A 14549-nucleotide genomic window follows, 5' to 3' on the forward strand; every position below is an offset into this window, starting at 1 on the left:
CGATGACCTGTGGCCGACCGGCCAATTCGCACCATCCGCCTGACGTTCCGCAATCCGCTCGCTACTCTCCGGCCCTGTGAAGGCAACCGGTACGGATCCGCTCCGGTTCTCGCTGCTCGGCCCCCTGCGCGCGTGGCGGGCCGAGTCCGAACTGGAACTCGGATCGCCCCAGCAGCGCGCCGTCCTCGCCGGGCTGCTGCTGCGCCGGGGCCGCGCGGCCGGTCTCGGCGACCTGGTGGCCGGTGTCTGGGGCACCGACCCGCCGCCAGGCGCGGTCTCGGTGCTGCGCACCTATGTCTCCCGCCTCCGCAAACTCCTGGAACCGGAGCGGGAGACGGGCGAGCCGCCCCGGCTGGTGGTGTCCCTCGGCGACGGGTACGCCCTGCGCACCGACGCGGTCTCCAGCGACCTCGACACGTTCGAGGAGTACGTGGCCCGCGCCGAGCGGCACCGCGCGGCGGGCGACCCGGGCAGCGCGGCCGACCTGCTCCGCACCGCGCTCGGCACCTGGTCGGGCACCCCGCTCGCCGGAGTCCCCGGCCCGTACGCCGAGGCCGAGCGCACCCATCTGGACCGGCGCCGGCTGGGCATGCTGGAAACCCGACTGCGCCTGGAACTCGAACTCGGCCGGCACGAGGCGGTGCTGCCGGAGCTGGCCGCGCTGCGGGACGCGCATCCGCTGCGGGAGAACGTGTGCGAACTGCTGCTGCTCGCCCTGTACCGCGCGGGCCGGCAGGCCGAGGCGCTGGAGGAGTACGCCCGTACCCGCCGTACCCTCGTCGACGAACTGGGCATCGAACCGGGGCCCTCGCTGCGCGCGCTGCACGCCAGGATCCTGGCGGGGGAAGGGGAACCGGAGACACCGGCCGCCCCGGGCGCCGTGGGCCCCGCCGGGGACACGGCGGCCGGGCCACCGCCCTTGCAGGCACCGCCGTTGCCCACGGCGGCACTGCAACCCGCGCAACTCCCCGCCGACCTACCGGTCTTCACCGGCCGACGCAGCGAACTCGACCGCGTCACCGCGCTGTTACCCGAGGACGGGCCGCCGGCCGGCGCGACGATCGTGCTCGTGGAGGGAATGGCCGGCACCGGCAAGACCAGCCTCGCCGTGCACTGGGCCCACCGCGTCGCCGACCGCTTCCCCGACGGCGCCCTCTACGTCAACCTCCGCGGCTACGACCCCAGCGGCGCCGGCATGCCCCCCTCGTACGCGCTGCAGACGTTTCTCGTCGCGCTCGGCGTGCCCCCCGGCTCGGTACCGGACGGACTCGACGCCCAGGCCGCCCTCTACCGCAGTGTCCTCGCCCGGCGCCGGGTCCTGATCGTCCTCGACAACGCGCGGGACGCCGAGCAGGTCCGGCCGTTGCTGCCCGGCACCCCCGGCTGCCTGGCCGTCGTCACCAGCCGGTCCCGGCTCAGCAGCCTGGTCGCCGGGCAGGGCGCGTACCCGCTCGCGCTCGGCCCGCCGACCCCCGAAGAGGCCCGCGAGATGCTCGTACGACGGCTGGGCCCGACCCGGGTCGCGGCCGAACCGGAGGCGGCGGACGCCATCGTCGGCCTGTGCGCGGGGTTGCCGCTGGCCCTCGCCATCACCGCCGCGCGCGCCGCCCAGCACCCCGGCTTCCGGCTCGCGGACATCGCCGACGAGCTGCGGGAGAACCACGGCGGCCTCGACGCGTTCGCCGGCGGCGACGCCGAGACGGACGCGCGGGCCGTCTTCTCCTGGTCCTACCGCGCGCTGCCGCCCACCACCGCGGAACTCTTCCGCCGGCTCGCCCTGCATCCCGGCCCGGACCTCACCAGCGCGGCCGCGGCCGCCCTGGCCGGGGTCCCGGTCAGGGCGGTCCGTGCTCTGCTGGCCGAACTCACCACCGCGAACCTGCTGATGGAGCGCTCCCCGGGCCGTTTCGTCTTCCACGACCTGCTGCGCGCGTACGCGACGGAACTCGCGGAAGCGGAGGCGGAGGCAGAGGCGGGTGCGGGTGCGGGGGTGGAGAGGGAGGCGGGGGCAGCGGCGGCGGACTCCGCGACCGGGCGCGCGCTGCTACGCCTGCACGACCACTATCTGCGCACCGCCCACCACGCGGCCGCCGTGCTCGGGCCGTTCCACGAGATGGTGCCGCTGCCCGAAGCCGTGCCGGGCAGCTCCCCGGCCCGGTTCGAGGACCGCAAGCAGGCCACCACCTGGCTGCGCACCGAACGGCAGGTGCTCGGCGCGGTCGTCGCGCACGCCGCGGCCCACGGCTACGACGAGCACGCCTGGCGCACGGCCTGCGCGCTGGACCTGTACTTCAACCGCCTCGGCTACAGCCACGACCTCGTCGAGATCAACGCCATCGCCCTGCGCGCCGCCCGCGCGCTCGGCGACCGCGTCGGCCAGGCGCACGCCCTGCGCGGGCTGGGCTACTCGGCGCTGCGGCTCGGCCGCGCGGAGGGCATGCGGCAGCTCGAACACGCCCTGGAGCTGTTCCAGGAGGCCGGCGACGGCTTCGGCGAGGCCCTCACCCGCCGTTCGCTGGCCTTCCAGACCAACCGGGCGGGCCGGCACGACGTCTCGCTCGGCCACTACGCCCGTGCCCTCGCGCTCTACCGGGAACTGGGGCTGCGCAACGGCGAGGCGGGGGTGCGCAACGAGGTCGGCTGGACGTACATCCTGCTCGGCGAACACGGGAAGGCGTTGCGCGCGTGCGAGCAGGCCATTGCCGTGTACGCGGAGACCGGCGACCTGTTCGGCCTGGCCTCCGCGGAGGACAGCCTCGGCTACGCGCTGCACCATCTCGGCCGGTACGAGGAGGCCGTCCCGCGGTTCGAGCGGTCGGTCGAACTGTTCCGGGAGATCGGCGACCGCTACATGGAGGCCGACTCGCTCCGGCACCTGGGGGCCACCCACCGCGCCGCCGGCGACCCGGCTGCCGCGCAGACGGCCTGGTCGAGGGCCGTCGCCCTGCTGGCCGAGGCGGGCAACCCGGAGGCGGAGGAGGTACGGGAGGACCTGCGCGCCCTGGGCGAGACCGGCGCGCCGGGCACCGGCCCGTCCGGTGCCGCGAGGGCGGCGGCGAAACTTCAGGAGGGGTCGCGTTCGGCGTGACCACCGCCAGGTAAGGCGGGCCCGGTCCGGGGCGGAGGCGGGGGCGGCGGGCCCTCGCCCAGCGAGATCCCCTGTTCCTGGAGGGCCAGTTTGAGGTTGCGCAGGGCGTAGTAGACCCGGGACTTCACGGTCCCGTGCGGTATGCCGAGGGCCTCCGCGGCCTCCTGCGTGGTGCGGTCCGCGAAGTACGTCGCCTCCAGCGCCTCCCGGTGCGCGGGCGAGAGGGCGTCCAGTGCCTCCCGCAGCACCATCGCGGAGAGCATCCGGTCGATCTCGTCGGTCCCGGCCACCATGGCGGACGTCTCGCCGAGCCAGGCACTGCCGTCCACCTCCACCGGGCGGGCGCGGCGCGTGCGGTGGCCGTCGATGACGAGGTTGCGGGCCACCCGGAACAGCCAGGGCCGCACGGACACGTGCGCCGCGTCGGCGGGGTCCGCCCAGCCGTTCCATTTCTCCGCGTTCTTCCAGCAGCGCAGCAGCGTCTCCTGGACGATGTCCTCCGCACGGTGGCAGTCCCCGCCGACCAGCCGCACGACGTACGCGTACAGGGCGGGACCGTGCGCCTTGTAGAGGCCGTGCAGCGCCCGTTCCTCGGGCGAGACCGCGGCGGCCGATCCGATGACAGTCAGGTTCATGGGCGTTCCTCGGTGTGATCGACCCCCGTGGGCCGAGAAATTCCGTGCTCCGACGAGATGACCTGGGCGGGGTGCGGCGGCGAGAGCCGCTGACGGTGGCCCTCAAACCGGTCCGAGTGTGCCGGGCCGGGATCCACGTTCCGTTGACGCCTGGTGTACGACCCCGTCGAGGTGCCAGCGGACCGCCGCCACCACCTCGGCATGGGTCGGCGGCAGCAGCTCGCGCCGCGCCAACTCATCCCACAGTCCGAGCAGTTCACGGCCGTGACCGTGCAGGGCCCGCGCGTCGTCGAGGGCGCCCCAGGCCGCGGCGGCACGGGCCACGGCGTCGGCGGCCCGCGGATCCCCGCCGCGGCAGCGGACCCGGGCCACGGCCAGTGCGAGCGCGACGGTCTGCCGCCGTCCGTCGCGCAGCCGGGCGAGCACGGATTCCAGCGCCCGCACCTCCCACACGTACGGATGCGTACCGCCGTCCACCTGCGCGAGCCGCCTCCGCAGGGTGCTCGCCAGTTCGTACGCCTGCTCCAGCTCGCGCACGGCCACGTCGTCGACGAGCCGCTTCATCCGAGCCGCGAGGGGGGCCGGGACGAGGGGGGCAGCGGGGCGGACGGCCGCCGGGGGCGCGGGCGTCGGGGGCGGCGGCGGGGGGTCGGGCGTCGGAGGCGGCGGCGGGGGGTCGGGCGTCGGAGGCGGGGGCGTGGGCGCGGGCGTCGTGGGGAGGACGTGGCTGGAGCCGTCCGGGGCGACCTCCAGGTGGAAGCGGGTCGCGCCGGGGCGGTCGTGCACCCATGCCGTGACCGGTGCCCCCCGTTCCCGTGCCTGCCGTTGGAGCAGGTCCAGGACCAGTTCCTGGACGGACCGGCCGGCTTCGGGGAACAGCGGCACACTGTCGACGAGCGCCGCTCCGTCGTCGGAGAGGAACACGTCGACTTGACCGCCGTTCTCCCGGTCGCCCCCGTGGTTGGTCTCCATGGTCGTACTCCTCACTTCACTGGTTGTCCGGAGCGGGCGGCGGGGCGGGCGGCGAGGTCGTCGACGGTGGTGGCGTGACGAGGCCCTCGTACTTGGCCAGCAGGGCCCGCACCCCGGCCACGTAGCCCTGGGCCTCGTTGGTCTTCGGCACGCCCCGGGCCTGCCGGACGGCGTCCAGCCCCCGGTCGTAGCCGACCAGCGCGAGGTCCAGGACGGAGCCGTTCGCCGCGCCGCTGTCGATGAGCTGCTGGGCCTGGCCGGCGAGATCGCACAGGAAACGGCCCTGCGCGAGGATCGAGTCGGCCGGATCGAGTGCCGACGTCTTGCCGTTGCCGTCCTCGTCCTCGCCGAACCGCGCGAAGACCGCGGGCGGCAGCTGTGAGATGCCCTGGGAGCCGTCCGGTCCGACCAGGGTCCGGTTGAAGTTCGACTCGCGCTCGATCTGCGCGGCGATCACCGTCGGCCCGATCGCGTCGCACAGCGCGCCCGCCTTCTGGATGGGGTCGACGAGATCGGCGGGGACGGCGGCGGGGTCGAGCTCCCCCTTGCCGTCGCCCTGGAACACCGCGATCAGGTCGTCCGCGGAGGGCTGTCCGCCGCCTCCGCCGCCCCCGCCGAACGCCGTGATCAGCGCGATCAGGGGCGCCAGGATCACCCCGAAGCCGCCGATGACGATGATCACGATCACCCCGCCGAGCAGCACCACCGGTGACAGCAGGCAGCCGCAGCCGGATGCGGCCAGCGCGTTGCGCACGGCGGCCGAGGCCGCCCCGTCGGCGCCGTCGCCCGTTCCCTCTTCCGAACCTGAACTCATGTGTGTGCCTTCTCCCTTCCGGCCGTCCGCCGTGGAACCGGCCGCCGGTGCCTTGAACCGTCTGGGGTGACCGTGCGTTGTGAGGTCCAACGGACTCGTGAGACTCAAACGGGCCGGAAAGCAAACCGGTTCAAACCATGAGAAACCGGATGGGCATCAACGACATGAGAGACAAGGCGGCACGCGCATGACCGCTCCACCGACCACTCCGCCGGGACCGCAGTCCTGGGTACGCGGCCCGACCGCCTACGGCGGAACCGACGCCCCCACCACCTCCGTTCCGGTGCCGGTGCCGGTGCCGTTGTCGACACCGGCAGCACCCGCACCGGCCGCCACAGCAGCGCCCGCACCGGAACCCATGCCGGCGTACCTGTCGGCGCCCGCACCGGAACCCATGCCGGCATACCTGTCGGCACCCACACCGGCCCACGTGCCCGCGCCCGAAGCCGCGCCCGAACCGGCCCCCCTGCCCGGCGCGCCCGTGCAGAGCCGCCGGCATCGGCGTCGGACCGGGGCGCCGCCCCCGGCGGTGCCCGATCCCGCGGCCTCCTGGAACGCGCCGCCGGAGTCCGGACCGCCCCGGACCGGCCGCCGCGCACAGCGGACCGTGTGCTGGGTGAAGGCGCACGGCGGGGCCGGTGCCAGCACGCTGGCGGGGCTCTTCGGGGGCATGGACGCGGGGAGCCGGTGGCCCGACCCGGCCGCCGGCGAGCCGAGCCGCCTCATGGTCGTGGGCCGTACCAACGCCGACGGCCTCCAGGCGGTAGCCCAGGTCCTGAACGCGCTGCGCGAGGGACGCGCCCCCGGGGGCCTGGACCTGCTGGCGCTGGTCCTGGTCGCGGACGCCCCGGGACGGCTGCCGTTCAGTCTGGCCCGCCGGGTGCGGATCATCGGGTCGGTCGCGCCGGTCCAGCGGGTGCCGTGGGTGCCGGCCTGGCGGGTGGGCGACCGGCCGAAAACCCTGCCCCGCGAACTCTCCGCACTCGCCGAACTGATCGGCATACGCCCGGGGGACGAGGAGGGCGGCCGATGACCACGACCGCCCCGGCCACCCTGCCCCTCACCCTGGCCGCGTTCGACCCGGGTGCCGACGGCGACCAGATCCTCGGCATCCTCGCCTGGTCCGCGTCCGCCTGCGGCGTCGCCGGGCTCATCACCGTCGGCATCCAGATGGCGCTCCAGCTCCGCCGCGGCGACCCGGGCGAGGGCGGCGAGCATTTCCGGGGCGTCTTCTTCGTCCTGCTGGGCTGCGTGATCGCGGCCTCGGCGGGCCCCCTGGTCGCCGCGCTGGGCGACCTGTCCATCTGACCCCGCCCCACACCCGTACCCGCGGTGACGCGTCCCCGCACGCCCACCCGTACCCCTTTCATCAGCTTTCATCCGCTTTCATCATGATTCACGGAGGGCATCATGAGCACACTCCTGCACTCGGCCTCGGTCCTGCTGGCCGACGGCGCGGTACCCGACCCCACCCGCAACGCACCCGACCAGCTCACCGGCAAGGTCAACACCGTGCTGGGCATAGCCGCCTGGGCGGGCACCGCGGCCGGTGTCGCCGGCGTGCTGATCACCGGCGCGATGATGGCCATCTCCCTCAAGCGCGGGGAGAGTTCGGAGCACATGGGCCGGCTCGGCATGGTGCTCGGCGGCTGCGTCCTGGTGGCCACCGCCGGCCCGCTGATCCAGTTCGTCTTCCAGTGAGCCGGCGGGAGACGACCCTCATGCGAGACCATGCGAACGACCGTCAGGACGGCTTCGGCGTCCCCTGGCGGGACGAGACCCCGGTACGACGGGAACCAGCGGGCCTGCACCGGCGCGGCCCACGCGCGAACAGCCGCGGCCCGCGCGAGGACATCCTCGGCTCACGCGACGAGACCCGTGTCCCGCGTCCGCAGTGGGCCGAGGACGGTCCGCGCCCGTTCTGGCGGCAGCGCAGCTGGCAGCTGTCGGCGGGCTTCTTCGCCGTCGTGCTGTTCGTGGCCGCCGTCGTGGCGCTGACCAGGGGCGGCGGCTCGGGCAGCGGCGGCGGCCCGGTCTCGGCGCGCGGCGGGCAGGTGGTGGCCCTGCCGACCATGCACGGCGCCCGCCCCGAGGGCTGCGCCACCGACGACGACACCGGCGACGGGGACACCGCGCCGCCCACGGCCGTGCCCACCGACGTGCAGTGGCGCGACCTGTCCGGCACCCGGGTGCCGGTCTCCGCCTCGGCGGGCCCCACCATGACGACCGGACCGGTGTGGTGGTGCTTCGCGCACACCCCGACCGGCGCCGCGCTCGCCGCGCACGTCATCCCGTCCCAGATGAGCGGGCCCGCCTGGCGGTCGGTCGCCCGGATGCAGGTGGTCGCGGGCCGCGGCCGTGACCTGTTCGTCGCCCAGCGCGCCACGGTGCCCGACACCCCCCAGGGCGCCTCGGGTTCCTCGGCCGCGTACGCGGGGTTCTCCGTGCTGTCGTACCAGAAGTCGGCCGCGACGGTGGCGCTGCTCATCAAGACGGCCAGCGGCTACGCCGCCACGAACGTCGGGCTGCGCTGGGGCGACGGCGACTGGAAGGTCGAGGCCGCCGCCGACGGCTCCCTGCACACCCCCGTCCGGACCGTCTCCGGCCCCGGCGGTTTCCTCCTGTGGGGAGCGTGAGATGGCGGCGACCTGTACCACCGGCAACCCGATCGCCGACGCGGCCAAGGGCTTCTTCGACTTCCTCGGTGACCCCATCGGCACGATCGTCGCGGGGATCGCCAACGCCGTGCTGTCGGCCGCCATCTCGGTTTTCGGCAGCCTCACCACCGCCATCCCGACCCTGGCCGGGGAGGACTCGGCCCGCGCGGTCGACGACCAGACACAGGGCATCGTGGTCTACCTCGCGGTCGGCTCACTGCTCTTCGCCGCCGCCCGGATGGCCCTGGAACGGCGCGGGGACGCGGGCCGTACCGCGCTCAAGGGCGTCATCCGGATGATCCTGGTCGCGGGCGCCGCCACCACCGTCCTCACGGCGGCGGCCCGGCTCTCCGACCAGTACGCCGACGAACTCTTCGCCCAGGGCGCGCAGAACCAGCTCAACAACTTCGGCTGCCAGAGCGACATCGAGTCCTTCCTGCTGCTGATCCTCGCGTTCCTGCTGCTGGTCGCCGGGATCGTGCAGACCATCCTGCTCTTCGTGCGGCTCGGCGTGATGATCCTGCTGCTGGGCACGCTGCCGCTGGCCGCGGCCGCCTCGATGACCGACTGGGGCGGCGGCTGGTGGCGCAAGCACGTCGGCTGGATGATCGCCTGGCTGCTCTACAAGCCGGCCGCCGGACTCGTGCTGTTCGCCGGTTCGGCGATCTTCACCGCGGGCGGCCAGGGCGGGGCGGACGGTACCGGTGACATCAACCAGCGCATCGCCGGTATCGGCGTGATGCTGCTGTCCGCGATCGCGCTGCCCGCGCTGCTGAAACTCGTCGTACCCGCCACGGCCGCGCTCGGCAGTGGCAACGCCATGTCCGTGGCGATGTCCACGGCCGGCTCGCTCGCCTCGGGCGCCCGGTCGGTGGGCGGCGGCGACAGCGGTGGCGGGGCCGGCCAGGCGGGCCCCTCGGGCGCGGCGGGCACCGGCGGCGCGAGCGGCGGCAACGGCACGAGCGGCGGCAACGGCGCCGCGGGCACGACGGGTTCGGCCGCCTCGACCGGCTCCGCGGGGTCCACCGGATCCGCGGGTGGTGCGGGCTCCGCAGGCGGTGCCGGGTCCGCGGGTGGTGCGGGCGCGGCCGGTGCGGCCGGTGCCGCGGCGGCGGCAGGGCCCGCGGCGGCCGCGGTCGCCGCGGCGCAGTTCGTCGGCCGGGTCGCCTCCGGCGCCGTCCAGGACGCGGACGGCGACCGGGGCCACAACAGCTGAGCCCCGCAGCCGGGTTCGCTCCACGTCACACACCACGCCCCACACACGACGCACCACAAGTCGCACCTAGCACTTCACACCTCACACCTCACACCTCACACCTCACACCTCACACGAGAAGGAGGCCCCCCTCCCATGTCCACGGAAGCCGTCACCCATCCCACCTACGGGAACTGGCGCCGTCCGCGCAGGCCGGGTCTGGGTCCGCTCGGGCTCGTCGGCACCTTCGGTGTCTTCGGCGGGCTGATCCTGACCCTGCTGGTGTCGCTGATCTCGCTGACCGCGGCGCTGGTCGTGCTCGGACCGCTGCTGCTGTTCCTGGTCCCGCTCGCCGTCCGGACCCAGGACGGCCGCAACGTCTACCAGCTGATGACCCTGCGGATCGGCTGGCGCCGCCGCAAGCGCAAGGGCGCCCACCTCTACGTCTCGGGCCCGCTCTCCCGCCGTCCCGGCGGCCGGTTCCGCCCGCCGGGGCTGCTGAACAAGGTCACCATGCACGAGGGCCGGGACGCCTACGACCGGCCGTTCGGGGTGCTGCGGCACGCGGCCCGGAGCCAGTACACGATCGTCCTCGGCTGCGACCCCGACGGCGGCTCCCTGGTCGACCCCGACCAGGTCGACGTGTGGGTGGCGATGTGGGGCGACTGGCTGGCCCGGCTCGCCCACGAACCCGGGCTGCGCGGCGCGGCCGTGATCGTGGAGACCGCCCCCGACCCGGGCACCCGGCTCGCCAACGAGGTGCTGCCCCGTATCGCCCCCGACGCCCCGCCCGCCGCCCGCGCGGTGATGGAGGAGGTCGTCCAGCGCTATCCGAGCGCCTCCTCCGAGATGCACACGTACGTCACCCTCACCTACGGCGTCCCGCCGGGCCAGAAGCGCACCCCGGACGATGTCCTCACCGACCTCGCGATCCGGATCCCCGGCCTGCTGAGCGGGCTGGTCGGCGCGGGCGGCGGCGCGGCCTACCCGCTGTCGGCGGAGCGCATCGCCGAGGTCGTCCGCGTCGCCTACGACCCGGCGGTCGCCCCCGACGTGCTCAACGCCCGCGCCCAGCACGGCGGTACCGGCCTGGAGTGGGAGGACGCCGGTCCGGCCGCCGCGGTCGAGACCGTCGGCAGCTACCGGCACGACTCGGGCGTCTCCCGGACCTGGCTGCTGACCCTGGCGCCGCGGGGCACCGTACGGTCCTCGGTGCTGCGCGGGCTGCTGGAGGCGGCGCCCGGCACCCGGCGCAAGCGGGTCGCCCTGGTCTACCGGCCCATCGACCCGGCCACCTCGGCCCGGATCGTGGAGTCCGACCGGCGCAGCGCCCAGTTCATGGCGACCTCCGGGCGGGGCATGGTGCAGGCCCGCGCCGCCTCCGAGGTGCGCGCGGCCGAGCAGGCGGCGGCGGAGGAGGCGGCCGGTGCGGGGCTCGTCGAGTTCTCGCTGATGCTGACGGTCACCGTGGACTCGGACGCGGAACTCGCCGACGCCGGAGTGACCGTGCGCAACCTGTCGGCCGCCGCGCGCGTGCAGTTGCGCGCCGCCGACCGGATGCAGGCGGCCGCCTTCAACTGCACGCTTCCCGCGGGGCTGCTGCCCTGGGAGCAGACCCTGGTTCCGCAGCAGTTGCAGGAGGCACTGTGAGCAGGCGCGACAGCGAGAAGAAGCCGGCCGACCGGCTGTACGTGCCGGCCCGCGGCTGGGCCGGACCCGGTGGCGGGCGCGTCGGGCACATGGACCCGCCGACCATGTGGCGGGCCACCACCGTGCAGGCGTGCGGCATGTGGCCGTTCGCGGCGGGTTCCGGCTCGCCGATGACCGGGGTGCCGCTCGGGCAGCACCTGTTCACCGGGGCCACGGTGTGCGGCGACCCGCTGAACTGGTTCACCCGGGCCCGGTACATCTCCAACCCGTCCCTGTTCATGCTGGGTATGCCCGGACTCGGCAAGTCCACGCTGGTCAACCGGATGCTGATCGGGCTCGCCGCGACCGGGGTCGTACCGCTGGTCCTCGGCGACCTCAAGCCCGACTACGCCGACACCGTGCGGGCGCTGGGCGGTCAGGTGATCTCCATCGGGCGCGGGCGGGGCGGCATCAACGTCCTCGACCCGGGCGCGATGGGCGCGGCGGCGGCCCGGATCGGCGGGGAGGCCGGCGAGGTCCTCAAGGCCGAGACACACGGCCGTGTCCTGAACATGGTGGCGGCGCTGATCACCATCGTGCGCGGCCGTCCGATGGACGACCACGAGCAGTCGGTGCTCTCCGCGGTCCTGCACCACCTGCGCGAGCGCACCCCGGCCGGCCGGTCGGTCCTCCTGCCCGATCTGCTGCGGGTGCTGGCCGAGGGGCCGGACCGGGTGCGGGCGGTGACCCTGGACCGTGGCGACGACACCCGCTACCGGGACGCCGTGGACCCGCTGCACCGCTCCCTGCTGGGCATCCTGGACGGCCCGCTCGGCGACACCTTCGCCTCCGAGACGTCCACCAGGATCGACCCGGACGCGCCCGCCGTGTGCATCGACATCTCCGGCATCGGGGAGGCGGACACCCAGCTGACCGCCGCGGCGATGCTGGCCGCCTGGTCGGACGGGCTCGGCACGGTGGCCGCGGCGCACGCGCTGGCGGACGCCGGGCTGGCGCCCCGCCGCTGGTTCTTCACGGTCCTCGACGAACTGTGGCGACCGCTGCGGGCCGCCTCCGGCATCGTCGACCGCATCGACGCGCTCACCCGCCTCAACCGCTCGCTCGGCCTCGGCGACGCGAAGATCACCCATACCCTGAAGGACGCGGAGGCCCTGGGCACGGACTCGGACCGGGCCAAGGCACGCGGGTTCGTGGAGCGGGCCGGGATGGTGGTGTGCGCGGGTCTGCCGCGAGCGGAGATGGAGGAGCTGGGCAAGGTCGTGGGCCTGTCCCAGCGGGAGATCGAACTGGTCTCCTCCTGGTCGTCCCCGCCCGGCTGGGGCACGTCCGGCGACCACGAGGAGCCGCCCGGCCGGGGCCGCTTCCTCATCAAGGTCGGCGGCCGCCCCGGCATCCCGATCCGGGTCGCCATCACCGACGTGGAACGCCGGCTCCACGACACGAACACCCGCTGGACACCGAACGGGGTGACGGCGCCCCGGGTGGTGGACCTCGGGGCGATCGGGGCAGGCGGAACGGCTGATGCCGGTTCCGGTGCCGCGGTGGAGGCCGTCTCCCAGACCGTCCCGCAGGCCCTCCCGCAGACCGTCCCGCAGGACGCCCCACAGGCTGTCGTCCCGCAGGGCGCCGCGCCCCTGGACGACCCGCCGACCATGTTGCTCGGTCGGCTGCGGAGGCCCGCATGAGTGCCGGGCGGCCGTCCGCCGCCGTGGGCGGTCAGGAGATGGCGTCCTGGGCGATCGTCGCGGTGGCCGCCGTGTCCCTGCTGGTGTTCACGGTGCTGTGGTGCGGCGGCACCCTGGGCGCCGGGCTCAGCGGGCACGGCTGGAGCGCGCCGCCGTTCGCGCTGTCCACCGTCAGGGTGCTGGTCGCCGACGGCCCGGCCCGGCTGTGGCCCGGGGCGCCGCCCGGCGCGGTGTACGCGGGTCTGGTCGGACTGCCCGCGCTGCTCGCGGTGCCCGTCGTCATCGGCGTACGGCTGGTGGCGAAGCGGCTGGCGCGGCCCTCCGGGCTGGCCGGACGCCGGGAACTGGCGAGCATGTGCCCGCAGGGCATCGCGGCCCGCGCCCGCGACCTGCGCCCCACCCTGAAGGGCCGCGACCACCTGCACCCGGACGAGACCGGCAACCTCCTCGGCGACCTCGCCCCCTCGGGACCCGAACTCCGCTCCTCCTACGAGGACGTGGAACTGGACCTGATGGCCCCCCGGGCCGGCAAGTCCACCGGGATCGCGATCCCCCGGGTGCTGCGCGCGCAGGGCCCGGTGCTGCTGACCTCGAACAAGTCCGACGTGTACGCCGTCACCCGCGCCGCCCGCGCCGGGATCGGCACCGTGTGGACCTTCGACCCGCAGGGCATCGCGCACACCCCGCGCGGCATGTGGTGGAACATGCTCGGCGAGTGCACGACGATCGAGGGCGCCCGCCGGCTCGCCGGCCACTTCGTGGCGTCGGTCAACGACGACTCCTCCCAGAAGGACTTCTGGATCGCCGCCGCCCAGAACACCCTGACCGCCCTCTTCCTGGCCGCCGCGCGTGGCGGGGTCGACGTCCGCGAGCTGCTGGCCTGGCTCGCGGACCCGGCCGACCGCACCCCGATCGACCTGCTGCGGGACGCCGGACTCCCGGCGATGGCCGACCAGTTGCAGGGCACCGTCCGGGGCGCGGTGGAGACCAGGGACGGTATCTACGAGACCGCCCGGCAGACCGTCTCCTGTCTCCTGGACCCGGAGATCCTGGCCTGGGTGACCCCGGACCCGGACCTGCCCGAGTTCGTGCCGGCCGTCCACGTCCTCGGCCGCGACACCCTCTACCTGCTCTCCAAGGACGGCGGCGGCTCGGCGGCGGGCGTCATCGCGGGCATCGCGGACGCCACCATGCGGGCCGGTGTGGTGGCGGCGGAGCGGATGGGTGGCCGGCTGGACCCGCCGATGACGGCGGTCCTCGACGAGGCGGCGAACGTCTGCCGTATCTCCGACCTCCCCGACCTGTACTCGCACTTCGGCTCCCGCGGCATCAACGTCGTGACGCTGTTGCAGAGTTACCGGCAGGGGGCGCGGGTGTGGGGCGAGGCCGGCATGGACGCGCTGTGGAGCGCGGCGACCGTCAAGCTGCTCGGCGCGGGCCTGGACGACGCGGACTTCGTGCAGAAGATCTCCACCCTGGTGGGCCAGCACGACGTGCGCACCCCCAGCGTCTCCCGCAGCAAGGACGGCACCTCGCGGTCGTACTCCTACCGCCAGGAGTCGGTGCTGCCGCCGGACCGGATCCGCGCCCTTCCCAAGGGCACGGCCCTGCTTCTCGCCACCGGTGTCCGGCCGGCCCTGATCCGGCTGCGCCCCTGGTACAAGGAGCCGGACGCGGGCCCCGTCTCCGCGGCGGCGAATGCGGAGACGGCGGCCATCACCGAGCGGGCGGCGGCCCGGCTGGGGGCCGGGCCGGTGACGCTCACGAAACCGACGGAGCAGGAGGACGAGGCCCCGGCCTCGCCGGGCGCGTAGCGGGGGCCACACGGTACGGGCCGGGAGCGGGGTTCCGCT

12 protein-coding genes are annotated in these 14549 nt (G+C 74.7%); 9 read left to right on the forward strand and 3 right to left on the reverse strand.

All coding sequences use genetic code 11. From position 1 onward, the window contains the following. Nucleotides 1-76: 76 nt before the first annotated feature. On the forward strand, nucleotides 77-3088 hold the full coding sequence (locus ACFY6U_RS26760; protein WP_390042172.1) for a BTAD domain-containing putative transcriptional regulator: 3012 nt from the start codon (nucleotides 77-79) through the stop codon (nucleotides 3086-3088). Here the strand turns inward: ACFY6U_RS26760 and ACFY6U_RS26765 are convergent. From ACFY6U_RS26765 to ACFY6U_RS26775, 3 genes are all read right to left on the reverse strand, one after another. Beyond that, a complete protein-coding gene (locus tag ACFY6U_RS26765; RefSeq protein WP_390042174.1) occupies nucleotides 3064-3723 on the reverse strand; it encodes a sigma-70 family RNA polymerase sigma factor in 660 nt (219 codons plus the stop codon). The two genes, ACFY6U_RS26760 and ACFY6U_RS26765, sit on opposite strands and share 25 nt — an antisense overlap. A 102-nt stretch (nucleotides 3724-3825) precedes the next feature. Further along, entirely contained in the window at nucleotides 3826-4695 is an 870-nt protein-coding gene (locus ACFY6U_RS26770) for a hypothetical protein (protein WP_390042176.1), read from the reverse strand. Nucleotides 4696-4711: 16 nt separating this feature from the next. Further along, on the reverse strand, nucleotides 4712-5509 hold the full coding sequence (locus ACFY6U_RS26775) for a lytic transglycosylase domain-containing protein (RefSeq protein WP_390042178.1): 798 nt from the start codon (nucleotides 5507-5509) through the stop codon (nucleotides 4712-4714). Nucleotides 5510-5696: 187 nt separating this feature from the next. On the opposite strand from ACFY6U_RS26775, the gene ACFY6U_RS26780 reads away from it, so the two are divergent. From ACFY6U_RS26780 to ACFY6U_RS26815, 8 genes are all read left to right on the forward strand, one after another. Next, complete coding sequence (locus tag ACFY6U_RS26780; protein ID WP_390042180.1) at nucleotides 5697-6542, forward strand: DUF6668 family protein; 846 nt, start codon at nucleotides 5697-5699, stop codon at nucleotides 6540-6542. Then, nucleotides 6539-6817 carry a hypothetical protein gene (locus ACFY6U_RS26785; RefSeq protein WP_390042182.1) on the forward strand — a complete coding sequence of 93 codons (279 nt, stop codon included), beginning with the start codon at nucleotides 6539-6541 and terminating at the stop codon, nucleotides 6815-6817. The genes ACFY6U_RS26780 and ACFY6U_RS26785 overlap by 4 nt, the downstream gene beginning before the upstream one ends. Before the next feature lie 102 nt (nucleotides 6818-6919). After that, nucleotides 6920-7210, forward strand: coding sequence for a hypothetical protein (locus ACFY6U_RS26790; RefSeq protein WP_362591663.1), 291 nt, complete (start codon nucleotides 6920-6922; stop codon nucleotides 7208-7210). Between the two features lie 20 nt (nucleotides 7211-7230). After that, complete coding sequence (locus ACFY6U_RS26795; protein ID WP_390042184.1) at nucleotides 7231-8145, forward strand: hypothetical protein; 915 nt, start codon at nucleotides 7231-7233, stop codon at nucleotides 8143-8145. Nucleotide 8146: 1 nt separating this feature from the next. Further along, nucleotides 8147-9382, forward strand: coding sequence for a hypothetical protein (locus ACFY6U_RS26800; RefSeq protein WP_390042186.1), 1236 nt, complete (start codon nucleotides 8147-8149; stop codon nucleotides 9380-9382). Nucleotides 9383-9517: 135 nt separating this feature from the next. Further along, nucleotides 9518-11011: an SCO6880 family protein gene (locus tag ACFY6U_RS26805; protein WP_390042188.1), complete on the forward strand. Its 1494-nt coding sequence runs from the start codon at nucleotides 9518-9520 to the stop codon at nucleotides 11009-11011. A gap of 89 nt (nucleotides 11012-11100) precedes the next feature. Continuing rightward, nucleotides 11101-12696 carry an ATP/GTP-binding protein gene (locus ACFY6U_RS26810; protein WP_390042440.1) on the forward strand — a complete coding sequence of 532 codons (1596 nt, stop codon included), beginning with the start codon at nucleotides 11101-11103 and terminating at the stop codon, nucleotides 12694-12696. Further along, the gene (locus tag ACFY6U_RS26815; RefSeq protein WP_390042190.1) at nucleotides 12693-14510 is read left to right on the forward strand and encodes a type IV secretory system conjugative DNA transfer family protein; all 1818 of its coding nucleotides are present in this window, start codon (nucleotides 12693-12695) and stop codon (nucleotides 14508-14510) included. Before ACFY6U_RS26810 ends, ACFY6U_RS26815 begins: the two co-directional genes overlap by 4 nt. The last annotated feature ends 39 nt before the right edge of the window (nucleotides 14511-14549 follow it).

Origin of the sequence: Streptomyces sp. NPDC013157 (assembly GCF_042899865.1) — a bacterium.
Lineage (GTDB): Bacteria > Actinomycetota > Actinomycetes > Streptomycetales > Streptomycetaceae > Streptomyces.

What these genes read in the sequence shown, in the direction of transcription:
- ACFY6U_RS26765 (WP_390042174.1), bottom strand. Translation starts at nt 3,723, where the DNA reads ATGAACCTGACTGTCATCGGATCGGCCGCCGCGGTCTCGCCCGAGGAA.
- ACFY6U_RS26770 (WP_390042176.1), bottom strand. Translation starts at nt 4,695, where the DNA reads ATGGAGACCAACCACGGGGGCGACCGGGAGAACGGCGGTCAAGTCGAC.
- ACFY6U_RS26775 (WP_390042178.1), bottom strand. Translation starts at nt 5,509, where the DNA reads ATGAGTTCAGGTTCGGAAGAGGGAACGGGCGACGGCGCCGACGGGGCG.
- ACFY6U_RS26780 (WP_390042180.1), top strand. Translation starts at nt 5,697, where the DNA reads ATGACCGCTCCACCGACCACTCCGCCGGGACCGCAGTCCTGGGTACGC.
- ACFY6U_RS26785 (WP_390042182.1), top strand. Translation starts at nt 6,539, where the DNA reads ATGACCACGACCGCCCCGGCCACCCTGCCCCTCACCCTGGCCGCGTTC.
- ACFY6U_RS26790 (WP_362591663.1), top strand. Translation starts at nt 6,920, where the DNA reads ATGAGCACACTCCTGCACTCGGCCTCGGTCCTGCTGGCCGACGGCGCG.
- ACFY6U_RS26795 (WP_390042184.1), top strand. Translation starts at nt 7,231, where the DNA reads ATGCGAGACCATGCGAACGACCGTCAGGACGGCTTCGGCGTCCCCTGG.
- ACFY6U_RS26800 (WP_390042186.1), top strand. Translation starts at nt 8,147, where the DNA reads ATGGCGGCGACCTGTACCACCGGCAACCCGATCGCCGACGCGGCCAAG.
- ACFY6U_RS26805 (WP_390042188.1), top strand. Translation starts at nt 9,518, where the DNA reads ATGTCCACGGAAGCCGTCACCCATCCCACCTACGGGAACTGGCGCCGT.
- ACFY6U_RS26810 (WP_390042440.1), top strand. Translation starts at nt 11,101, where the DNA reads ATGGACCCGCCGACCATGTGGCGGGCCACCACCGTGCAGGCGTGCGGC.
- ACFY6U_RS26815 (WP_390042190.1), top strand. Translation starts at nt 12,693, where the DNA reads ATGAGTGCCGGGCGGCCGTCCGCCGCCGTGGGCGGTCAGGAGATGGCG.